The organism is Streptomyces sp. TRM49041, from assembly GCF_008271805.1.
Taxonomy (GTDB): Bacteria; Actinomycetota; Actinomycetes; order Streptomycetales; family Streptomycetaceae; genus Streptomyces.
In genome coordinates, this window is sequence record NZ_VSRY01000102.1 from 53,844 (window position 1) to 64,090 (window position 10,247).

The following is a 10,247-nucleotide window of genomic DNA, read 5'->3' on the forward strand; positions in this document are numbered from 1 at the left end:
ACCACGGCACCGACAGTCCGCCCGGGCTGTGGATAACCGGGATGCCGACGTGCTACCAGCGGGTTGTCGCGAAGCCCTGGTCGCTCGGCACGATCTCCTTGCCGAGCGGCAGCAGCGAGACCGGGATCAGCTTGAAGTTCGCGATGCCCAGCGGGATGCCGATGATCGTGACGCACAGGGCGATGCCTGTGGCGATGTGGCCGAGCGCGAGCCACCAGCCCGCCAGGAGCAGCCACAGCACGTTCCCGAGGCAGGAGGGCGCGCCCGCGTCGCGCCGGTCGACGACCGTGCGGCCGAAGGGCCAGAGCGCGTACACACCGACGCGGAAAGCGGCCAGGCCGAACGGGATGCCGATGATTGTGATGCACAGCAGCAGGCCCGCGGCCAGATAGCCGAGGAAGAGCCAGAAGCCGCTCAGTACCAGCCAGATGATGTTGAGGATCGTCTTCACGGGTGGTGGCCTGCCATCTGCTCGAGCCGGGCGATTCGTTCCGCCATCGGCGGGTGGGTGGAGAACATACGTGACATGCCCTGGCCGGGCCGGAACGGGTTGGCGATCATCATGTGACTCGCGGTCTCGATCCGGGGCTCGGGCGGCAGCGGGAGCCGCTGTGTGCCGGCCTCCAGCTTGCGGAGGGCGCTCGCGAGGGCAAGCGGGTCACCTGTGAGCCGGGCGCCCGACGCGTCCGCCTCGTACTCCCGGGACCGGCTGACCGCCAGCTGGATGACCGACGCGGCGAGCGGCCCGAGGATCAGAATCAGGAGCATGCCGAGGAGCCCGGGGCCTTCGTCGTCGTCGGAGCGGCCGATCGGGATCAGCCAGGCGAAGTTCACCAGGAACACGATCACGGAGGCGAGGGCACCGGCGACCGACGAGATCAGGATGTCCCGGTTGTAGACATGGCTGAGCTCGTGACCGATGACGCCGCGCAACTCCCGTTCGTCGAGGAGCCGCAGGATTCCCTCGGTGCAACACACGGCGGCATTGCGCGGGTTGCGTCCCGTCGCGAAGGCGTTCGGTGCCTGGGTCGGGGAGATGTAGAGGCGCGGCATCGGCTGGCGGGCCTCCGTGGAGAGTTCGCGCACCATCCGGTACAGCTGCGGCGCCTCGAACTCGCTGACCGGGCGGGCGCGCATCGCGCGCAGGGCCAGCTTGTCGCTGTTCCAGTATGCGTACGCGTTCGTGCCGAGGGCGATGAGGACTGCGACGACCAGGCCCGTGCGTCCGAAGAAGCTGCCGATCAGGATGATGAGCGCGGACAGTCCTCCGAGGAGTACGGCGGTCCTGAGCCCGTTGTGCCGGCGGTGCACGGTACGCCCTCCAAATGGTGCGGCAGGGGAACCCTTCGCTCGTGTTGCTCCACTTCCAAGTGGACCCTCCCGTACTGGTCAACGCCAGGCGGAGGGGGCTGGTTCCCTTGCGCGCGCGGGGCGGCCGCTGGGCCGTACGGGTGACTCAGCGCTGGGCGGGCAGCCCGGCCTTCTCCAGGGCCTCCGGCAGCGGCTTGATCTCGCTCGTGCAGTGGGCGCAGCGGGTGGCGACGGCCGGGACGGCGGAGAAGCAGCGGGGGCAGTCGCGGGTCTGCGCCTTGATGTCGAAGGGGCCGACCTTCTTGAAGCGTCCCTCGAACTTCGCCATCGGAACGACGACGAGGAAGTACAGGACCGCCGCAGTGATCACGAAGGCGAGGGCGGCGTTGATGAAGACGCCGTACGGGAACTCCGTGCCGCTGACCTCGAACGTGGCCTGGCTGAAGTCGCCCACGGAGCCGGTCGCCCGGCCGATGAGGGGCGTGATGAACGCCTTGGTGAAGGCCGTGACCACGGCGGTGAACGCGGCACCGACGGCCAGACCGATGGCCATGGAGATGACGTTGCCGCGGAGGATGAAGTCCTTGAAGCCGTTCAGCACGGGTGTTGCTCCTGGAGCTGTCGTTCGGGGCGGGCGGGGAGGCGGGCGAGCGGGTCAGAAGAGCGTGGTCGTGGCGAAGCGGAGTACCAGCTGCGGGTAGCCCGACAGCAGCACACCGCCGACGGCGGTCAGGCCGATGGCAGCCGTGAGCGGGGCGGGTGCCCGGAGCCTTACGGGGGCCTCCTGGGGGACGCCCCCGGGCGCTGCCTCGGGGGCGCGGAACAGTACGGCCGTCCAGCGCAGGTAGTAGTACAGGGCGACGACGACGTTGACGGCCATCACCACCGCCAGCCAGCCGAGGCCCGCGTCGACGGCGGCCGAGAAGACCACGACCTTGGCGAACAGTCCGATGATGCCGGGCGGCAGGCCCGCGAGGCACAGCAGGAAGAAGGCCATGGCGAGCGCGGTCACCGGCCGGGTGGCGTAGAGGCCCCGGTAGTCGGAGATCCGGTTGGCCGGGTGCGTACGGGCGACGAGGGCGGCGACCGCGAAGGCGCCCAGGTTCACGACGGCGTACATCAGGGCGTACGCGACGGTGGCGCCGATCTGGTCGTCGCTGGAGTACGCGGCGGCGGCGATCGGCACCAGGAGGTAGCCGGCCTGCCCGACGGACGACCAGGCGAGCAGCCGTACCGCGCTCCACGCGCGCGTGGAGACCTGCCGCAGGGCGGCGACGTTTCCGACGGTCATCGTGAGCGCGGCCAGCACGGCCAGGGCGGGGCCCCACACGTCGGCGTACGACGGGAAGGCGACGACGGTCACCAGGATGAGGCCGGTGAAGCCGACGGCCTTGCCGACGACGGACAGGTACGCGGCGACGGGCAGCGGCGCGCCCACGTAGGTGTCGGGCACCCAGAAGTGGAAGGGCGCGGCCGCCGTCTTGAAGGCGAAGCCGACCAGGGTGAGGGCGACGCCCGCCTTGGCGAGGGTGCCGAGCTGCGCCGGGACGTCGTCCAGCTGCTGGGCGATCTCGGTGAGGTGGAGGGTGCCCGTCGCCGCGTATACGAAGCTGACGCCGAGCAGGGTGACGGCGGTCGCGGTGACGGAGGAGAGGAAGAACTTCAGTGCGGCCTCGCCCGACATGCGGTCGCCGCGCTTGAGGCCGACGAGTGCGAAAGCCGGGAGGGAGGCGACCTCCAGGGCGACGACGAGGGTCGCCAGGTCGCGGGAGGCGGGCAGCAGGGCCGCGCCGGCCGCGGAGGACAGCAGCAGGAACCAGAACTCCCCCGCGGGGAGCTTCTCCTTGGTGTCCGTCGCGGAGAGGAGCGCCGTCAGGAGGGCCCCGCCGAGCACCAGGAACTGGATGACCAGGGTGAAGTGGTCGGCGGTGTAGCTGCAGGCGCCGGGTTCCCGGGTCAGACAGAAGGTGGAGCGGTCGCCGGCGCGCAGCGGCACTAGGGCGAGGAGCGCGAGGGCGAGGCCCGCTGTCGCCACCCAGGCCAGGTCCTGCTTGCGCGCCCGGGGTACGAACAGGTCGGCGACGAGGACGACCAGGCCGACGACGGCGACGATGGTCGGCGGGGCGATGGCGGCCCAGTCGACGGCCTGGACGAGGTCGCCGCCCCCGGGTGCCGCCAGGGCCGTGTGGTCGGCGGCGGGGCGCGCGGCGCCGGTCACGGCTGCGGCGGTCACGGCTGCGGCGGTCACGGCTGCGGCGGTCACGACTTGCCTCCTGCGAGAAGCTGCTGCACGGCCGGGTCGGTGAGGCCGAGGAGGACCGCGGGCCAGAGTCCGGCGAGAACGGTGAGGGCGACCAGCGGCGTCCAGGCGGCGAACTCGTATCCCTGGATGTCGGCGAGCGGCGGCTGGTCGGCGGCGGGCTTCGCGCCCATGCAGACGCGGCGCACGACGACGAGCAGGTACGCGGCGGTGAGCAGCGTTCCGAAGCCCGCGACGGCCATGAAGGTGAGGAAGGCGGGGCGGCTGAGGCCCGGGGCGGGGTCGAACGCTCCGAACATGGCGAGCATCTCGCCCCAGAACCCGGCGAGGCCCGGCAGCCCGAGGGAGGCGACGGCGCCGAAGGCGAGCAGGCCGCCGAGACGCGGGGCGCGGCCGTACAGGGCGGCGCCGGTGGCCCCGGCGAGGGTGTCGAGGTCGGCGGTTCCGTAGCGGTCCTTCACCGCGCCGACGAGGAAGAAGAGGAGGCCGGTGATGAGGCCGTGGGCGATGTTCGCGAAGAGCGCGCCGTTGACGCCCGTCGGCGTCATGGTGGCGATGCCGAGGAGTACGAAGCCCATGTGGCCGACGGACGAGTAGGCGATGAGCCGCTTCAGGTCGCCCTTGGCTCCGCTCCGCGCGAGGGCGAGGCAGGCGAGCGATCCGTAGATGATCCCGGCGACGGCGAAGGCCGCGAGGTACGGGGCGAACACGTGCATGCCGTCGGGCGTGATCGGCAGGACGATCCGGACGAACCCATACGTGCCCATCTTCAGCAGGACCCCGGCGAGGAGGACCGAGCCGACCGTGGGCGCGGCGGTGTGGGCGTCCGGCAGCCAGCTGTGCAGCGGCCACATCGGGGTCTTCACGGCGAGGCCGACACCGATCGCGAGAACGGCGATGACCTGCAGTGATGTGCTGAGGTCGCGGCCGTTGTCAGTGGCGAGTGCCACCATGTCGAACGTGCCCGCCTTCAGCCCGACGAGGAGCAGGCCGAGCAGCATGACGACCGAGCCGAGGAGGGTGAAGAGGATGAACTTCCAGGCGGCGCCCTGCCGTCCCTCGCCGCCCCAGCGGGCGATGAGGAAGTACATCGGGATGAGCACCATCTCGAAGGCGAGGAAGAACAGCATCAGGTCGAGGACGGCGAAGGTCGCGAGCGTGCCGGCCTCGAGGACGAGGAGCAGCGCGACGAAGGCCTTCGGGGACGGCCCCGACGGCATCTTGAAGTAGCTGTAGAGCGCGCAGAGGAAGGTCAGCAGCGCGGTCAGGACCAGGAGGGGGAGCGAGATGCCGTCGACACCGAGGTGGAGCCGCACGTCGAGTGCCTTGATCCAGCTGATGTCCGTCGTGGCCTGCATCCTCGACGGCCGGCGGTGGTCGAAGCCGAGCGTGAGGACGATCGCGGCCGCGAGGACCGTGCCGGTGACGATCACGCCGTGGCGGAGCACGGCCTGGTCGGGAGACTTCCCCTTCAGCCCCGGCGGGGCCGGGAGGAGAGCCGCGGCGGCGCCGATGAGCGGGCCGGCGACGATGAACGCGAGAAGGAACTGCATCACGGATTCGCTGATATCGATCACGGCTCACGCTCCGGCGGCGACGAGTACGGCGGCGACCGCCAGGACGACGGAACCGGCGAGCAGGACGCTGAGGTACGTCTGCACGTTGCCGGTCTGGGCTCGCCGCACCGCCGCTCCGAGCAGACCGGTCGTGGCGCCCGCTCCGCGTACGTAGGTGTCGACGACCTCACGGTCCAGGAAGCGGACCAGTGAGGCCGCCGCCCGGACGGGGCGTACGAACAGGGCGGTGTAGACGGCGTCGATGTGGAAGCCGGCGGCCGCGTGCCGGTGCAGCGGGCCGAGCAGCAGGCGCCCCGGGTCGGCGGGGTCGGGGGCCGACGCGATGGAGCCGTAGGCAGGCGTGTGGGTGGCGATGGCCTCGGCTTCGGAGACGGCGGGTTCGGCCTCGGGGTGGGCCGCGACCGCGCCGATCGGGACGCGCGGGGCGAGGGCGGTGCCCCGGCGCCAGGCCGCATAGGTGATGAGGCCGCCGACGAGGGCGATTCCCGTGCCGAGGACCGCGGTGGTAGTGGTCGGGGTGAGGGCGTTGCCGTCGAACCAGTCGTCGAGGGAGGTGACGGTCAGGCCGAAGGCGAGGGAGGGGATCGCGAGCACCCAGAGGACGGCGTTCATGACGACGGGCTGCCTGCCGTGGTCGGGAGCTTCGGCGCCCTTGCCGCGGAAGGCGAGCAGCCACAGGCGGGTCGCGTAGGCGGCGGTGAGGAGGGCGGTGAGCAGACCGGCGACAAAGACGATCCAGCCGGCCCCGGCCGGGGCGACGTCCCGGTCGCCGAGGGCGGTGTGCTCGGCGGCGACGAGGACCGCCTCCTTGGAGAAGAAGCCCGCGAACGGCGGGATCGCGGCCAGCGCGAGGAGGGCGATCGTCATCGTCCAGTACGCGTCGGGGACACGCCGTGCGAGGCCGCTCATGCGGGACATGGCGGCGAGCGAGTTGGTGCCGGCGGCGTGGATGATCACACCGGCGGCGAGGAAGAGCAGGGCCTTGAACGCGCCGTGCGAGAGGAGGTGGAAGACGGCGGCGCCGCGGTCGCCGACGGCCAGGGCACCGGACATGTAGCCGAGCTGCCCGATGGTCGAGTAGGCGAGGACGCGCTTGATGTCGTCCTGGGCGAGCGCGGCGAGGGCCGAGCCGACCATGGTGAGCGCGGCCATCACGGCGAGGACGGTCATGGCGGCCGCGGAGGCCGCGAAGACGGGGAGGAGACGCGCGACGAAGTAGACACCGGCGGCGACCATCGTCGCGGCGTGGATGAGCGCGGAGACCGGCGTGGGGCCGGCCATCGCGTCGGGGAGCCAGGTGTGCAGGGGGAACTGGGCCGACTTGCCGGCGACACCGGCGAGGAGCAGCAGCGCCACGAGTGTGGGGTGGTCGATGCCGCCGGCGGCGACGGAGCCGAGGATCCCGGTGATCCGGAACGTGCCGGCGTCGGCGGCCAGGGCGAACAGGCCGATGAGGAACGGGACGTCGCCGAGCTTGGTGACGAGGAACGCCTTGAGGGAGGCGGCCCGTGCCTCGGGGGTCTCCCAGTAGTGACCGACGAGGAAGTACGAGCAGATGCCCATGATCTCCCAGCCGACCAGCAGCACCATCAGGTCGCCCGAGTAGACGACGAGCAGCATCGCGGAGGTGAAGAGCGACACGAGCGCCGCGTACGAGGGGTAGCGGGGGTCGTCGCGCAGATAGCCGGTGGAGTAGATCTGCACGCAGGACGCGACGACGCCGACGAGGACGGCCGTGAGGACGGCGAACCCGTCGAGGTGCAGGGCCAGCTCGATCGGGACCGAGCCGGTCGGGGTGAGCTGGGTGGCGGCGTCGATGGCCTTCCCACCGCCCTGGCGTACGGCGACCAGGATGGCGATGACGAGCGCGGCGAGGGTCGGCAGGACGGCCAGGGGGCGTACGAAGCCGGGTGCGGTGCGGCCGACGAGGAGGCCGGCGGCCGCGCCCAGGAACGGAAGGAGGGGGACGAGAACGGCGAGGGTCGTGGTCGTCACGCGGTGGCCTCAGCCTTCTTGCCGGTCTGCTCGTGGGCGCCCTCGTCGGCGCCCGGGGTCTCGGCGTTGTCGCGGAGCCGGTCGATGTCGGCGGTGCCGCGGTTGCGGTAGACCATCAGCACGATCGCCAGACCGATGCCGATCTCGGCGGCGGCGACGGCGATGACGAAGAGGGTCAGGGCCTGGCCCGCGTGCAGGGTGTCGCGGAGCCAGACGTCGAAGGCGACCAGGTTGAGGTTGACGGCGTTGAGCATCAGCTCGACGGACATCAGGACAAGGATCGCGTTGCGACGGGCGAGGACGCCGTAGAGGCCGGTGCAGAAGAGCAGCACGGCGAGAACGGCGGGGTAGGCGAGGTGCATCAGCGCTTGCCCTCCTGGTCGCTGCTGTCCCGTCGGGAGATGACGATCGCGCCGACGAGCGCGGCGAGGAGGAGGACGGAGAGCGCTTCGAACGGGAGCACCCAGTTCTGGAAGAGCATCTCGCCGGTCACCCGGGTGGAGCCCTGGGCCGGGCCGTCGAGGTCGATCCAGGTGGTGCGGAAGGCATCGACGACCACCCAGACGAGGGCGGCCGCGGCGGCGAGGGCCACGACGAGGGCGGCGGGGCGGTTGCCCGAGTCGGCGTCCGGGGAGCGGCCGATGGGTGCCCTGGTGAGCATCAGACCGAAGAGGAGGAGGACGACGACGGAACCGACGTAGATCAGGACCTGGACCCAGGCGATGAACTCCGCCGTGAGGAGCAGGTACTCGACGGCGACGCCGCCGAGGGCTACGACCAGCCAGAGGGCGGCGTGCACCAGCTGGCGGGAGGTGACCGTCACCACGGCGGCCCCGAGGGTTACGACGCCGAAGAGGAGGAACGCGATCTCCGCTCCGGTGGGCGAGAGGAAGCCGTTGGCGGCGAGGGTCGCGGCGGGCGCCATGGCGGGCGTCATGCGGTGCCTCCCTCGCCGTGCGTGTCGGTGGTGCCGTCCTGGCCCGTCTCCTGGCCGGCCTCGGGGCCTGCGGCCTGCTGCGCCGCGGCCTCCTGCGCGGCGGCCTCCTGCGCGGCGGCCTCCTGCGCGGCGGCCTCCTGCGCGGCGGCGAGCTTGTCGGCCGTCTTGCGGGCGGCGGCGAGTTCCTTCGGCTCCTCCGCGCCCGGGTCGAGGGCGGGCGGCTCCGGGACCGTCCACATCCACTCGCGGAGCTTGTCCCGCTCGTGGGTGAGGTCGCGGATGTCGGTCTCGGCGTACTCGAACTCCGGCGACCAGAACAGCGCGTCGAAAGGACACACCTCGATGCAGATACCGCAGTACATGCAGAGCGAGAAGTCGATCGCGAACCGGTCGAGGACATTGCGGCTGCGCTCACGGCCGCCCGGCACGGCGGCCGGCACCGTCTCCTTGTGGGAGTCGATGTAGATGCACCAGTCGGGGCACTCGCGGGCGCAGAGCATGCAGACCGTGCAGTTCTCCTCGAACAGGCCGATGACGCCGCGGGTGCGGGGCGGCAGTTCGGGCTGCACGTCGGGGTACTGCGCGGTGACGGTCTTCTTCGTCAGCGTGCGGAGGGTGACCGCCAGGCCCTTGGCGAGGCCGGAGCCAGGGATGGGAGGCATGGTTACTCGATCACCACCTTGACGATGCCGGTGAGGGCGATCTGGGCGAGCGCGAGCGGCACGAGCGTCGTCCAGGCCAGCTTCTGCAGCTGGTCCTCGCGGAGCCGCGGGTAGCTCACACGGAGCCAGATCACGATGAAGGCGAGCACGGCCGTCTTCAGCAGGGTCCAGACCCAGCCGAGGCCGTCGGCGCCGAACGGGCCGTGCCAGCCGCCGAGGAAGAGGACGGTGGTCAGACCGCACAGGATGACGATGCCCGCGTACTCCGCAAGCAGGAACAGGGCGAAGCGGAGCCCCGTGTACTCGGTGTACGCCCCGAAGATGATCTCCGAGTCGGCGATCGGCATGTCGAACGGCGGACGCTGGAGTTCGGCCAGTCCCGCGACGAAGAACACCAGCGCGCCCACGATCTGCCAGGGCAGCCACCACCACTGGAACGCGTCGAGGATGCCGACCAGCGAGACCGTGCCGGCGGCCATCGCGACCGAGGCGGCGGCGAGCAGCATCGGCAGCTCGTAGGCGAGGAGCTGCGCGGCGGTGCGCAGACCGCCGAGGAGGGAGAACTTGTTGGCGGACGCCCAGCCCGCCATGAGCGAGCCGAGCACGCCGACGCCCATGACGGCGAGCACGAAGAAGATGCCCGCGTCGACGACCACGCCGACCGCTCCCTCACCGGGGCCGACCGGGATGGCGACGAGGACGAGGAGGTACGGGATCAGGGCGATGGCGGGGGCCAGTTGGAAGATGCGGCGGTCGGCGCCGGCCGGGACCACGTCCTCCTTCTGCGCGAACTTCACACCGTCCGCGACGAGCTGCGCCCAGCCGTGGAAGCCGCCCGCGTACATGGGGCCGAGGCGGCCCTGCATGTGCGCCATCACCTTGTGCTCGGTCTGCCCGATCACCAGCGGCAGGGTCAGGAACAGGGCGAAGACGACGACCAGGCGGAGGGCGACGTCGAGTACGTCGTTCACGCGTCTCCTTCGGGGCGTCGCGGGTCGGGGGCGGGTTCGCCCTCGCCGGGGGCGGGTTCGCCCTCGCGGGCGGTTCCCCCCTCGGGGGCGGGCGTCGGGGTCGGCTCGGCCTCGGGCTCGGCCTCGGGCCTTGCCTCGGCCTCGGGCCTTGCCTCGGGCTCTGGGGCGGGCGTCTCCGCCGGTACGGCGCGCTCCGGCGCCGGTACGTCGCCTTCCCGTGCCGGGGCGGCTGCTGCCGGCGGCTGCTCGGTGTCGTCGAAGGCCGGGCGAGGGTTGTTCCACGGGGCGTCCGTCCCGCGGGTGCGTGGCTCGGGGCGCGGGCCGGCGGACCCATCACTCTCGGAACGGCTGCGGCGTTGGGTGGCCGAGCCCTCGCCGGCCGTGCGGGCGCGGCGGGGCCGGGCCGCCGTCCCGGGAGCCGGCGTCTCCGGCGCTGCCGTCCCGGGGTGCGCCGTCTCCGGGGCTGCCGCGCCGGGAGCTGCCGTGCCCGGGGCCGCCGTGCCGGGAGCCGCTGTGCCGGGAGCCGCTGTGCCC

Annotated in this window: 10 protein-coding genes and 1 pseudogene; all 11 read right to left on the bottom strand. The window is 71.8% G+C overall.

The genetic code is table 11. From position 1 onward, the window contains the following. Positions 1 to 52 precede the first annotated feature (52 nt). The gene (locus tag FVS66_RS11125; protein ID WP_149180858.1) at positions 53 to 451 is read right to left on the bottom strand and encodes a YccF domain-containing protein; all 399 of its coding nucleotides are present in this window, start codon (positions 449 to 451) and stop codon (positions 53 to 55) included. Next, positions 448 to 1,311, bottom strand: coding sequence for a zinc metalloprotease HtpX (htpX, locus tag FVS66_RS11130; protein ID WP_149180859.1), 864 nt, complete (start codon positions 1,309 to 1,311; stop codon positions 448 to 450). The genes FVS66_RS11125 and htpX overlap by 4 nt, the downstream gene beginning before the upstream one ends. A gap of 145 nt (positions 1,312 to 1,456) precedes the next feature. Next, a complete protein-coding gene (locus FVS66_RS11135; RefSeq protein WP_149180860.1) occupies positions 1,457 to 1,912 on the bottom strand; it encodes an MscL family protein in 456 nt (151 codons plus the stop codon). Positions 1,913 to 1,966: 54 nt separating this feature from the next. Beyond that, complete coding sequence (locus FVS66_RS11140) at positions 1,967 to 3,574, bottom strand: NADH-quinone oxidoreductase subunit N (protein WP_399225312.1); 1,608 nt, start codon at positions 3,572 to 3,574, stop codon at positions 1,967 to 1,969. Further along, positions 3,571 to 5,124, bottom strand: coding sequence for an NADH-quinone oxidoreductase subunit M (locus FVS66_RS11145; RefSeq protein WP_187645474.1), 1,554 nt, complete (start codon positions 5,122 to 5,124; stop codon positions 3,571 to 3,573). Before FVS66_RS11145 ends, FVS66_RS11140 begins: the two co-directional genes overlap by 4 nt. Positions 5,125 to 5,151: 27 nt before the next feature. Beyond that, positions 5,152 to 7,143, bottom strand: a complete 1,992-nt coding sequence (locus FVS66_RS11150; protein WP_149180862.1) for an NADH-quinone oxidoreductase subunit L — start codon at positions 7,141 to 7,143, stop codon at positions 5,152 to 5,154. Then, positions 7,140 to 7,505: an NADH-quinone oxidoreductase subunit NuoK gene (gene nuoK / locus FVS66_RS11155; RefSeq protein ID WP_149180863.1), complete on the bottom strand. Its 366-nt coding sequence runs from the start codon at positions 7,503 to 7,505 to the stop codon at positions 7,140 to 7,142. Before nuoK ends, FVS66_RS11150 begins: the two co-directional genes overlap by 4 nt. Continuing rightward, entirely contained in the window at positions 7,505 to 8,080 is a 576-nt protein-coding gene (locus FVS66_RS11160; protein ID WP_187645473.1) for an NADH-quinone oxidoreductase subunit J, read from the bottom strand. Before FVS66_RS11160 ends, nuoK begins: the two co-directional genes overlap by 1 nt. Continuing rightward, positions 8,077 to 8,742, bottom strand: a complete 666-nt coding sequence (locus FVS66_RS11165) for an NADH-quinone oxidoreductase subunit I (RefSeq protein ID WP_149180864.1) — start codon at positions 8,740 to 8,742, stop codon at positions 8,077 to 8,079. Before FVS66_RS11165 ends, FVS66_RS11160 begins: the two co-directional genes overlap by 4 nt. Positions 8,743 to 8,744: 2 nt before the next feature. Beyond that, the gene (locus tag FVS66_RS11170; protein ID WP_149180865.1) at positions 8,745 to 9,713 is read right to left on the bottom strand and encodes a complex I subunit 1 family protein; all 969 of its coding nucleotides are present in this window, start codon (positions 9,711 to 9,713) and stop codon (positions 8,745 to 8,747) included. Continuing rightward, positions 9,710 to 10,247 (bottom strand): annotated as a pseudogene (locus FVS66_RS34915) (NADH-quinone oxidoreductase subunit C); the annotation flags it as partial. The gene FVS66_RS11170 and the pseudogene FVS66_RS34915, both read right to left, overlap by 4 nt.

What these genes read in the sequence shown, in the direction of transcription:
- FVS66_RS11165 (WP_149180864.1), bottom strand. Translation starts at nt 8,742, where the DNA reads ATGCCTCCCATCCCTGGCTCCGGCCTCGCCAAGGGCCTGGCGGTCACC.
- FVS66_RS11145 (WP_187645474.1), bottom strand. Translation starts at nt 5,124, where the DNA reads ATGCAGTTCCTTCTCGCGTTCATCGTCGCCGGCCCGCTCATCGGCGCC.
- nuoK (WP_149180863.1), bottom strand. Translation starts at nt 7,505, where the DNA reads ATGCACCTCGCCTACCCCGCCGTTCTCGCCGTGCTGCTCTTCTGCACC.
- FVS66_RS11160 (WP_187645473.1), bottom strand. Translation starts at nt 8,080, where the DNA reads ATGACGCCCGCCATGGCGCCCGCCGCGACCCTCGCCGCCAACGGCTTC.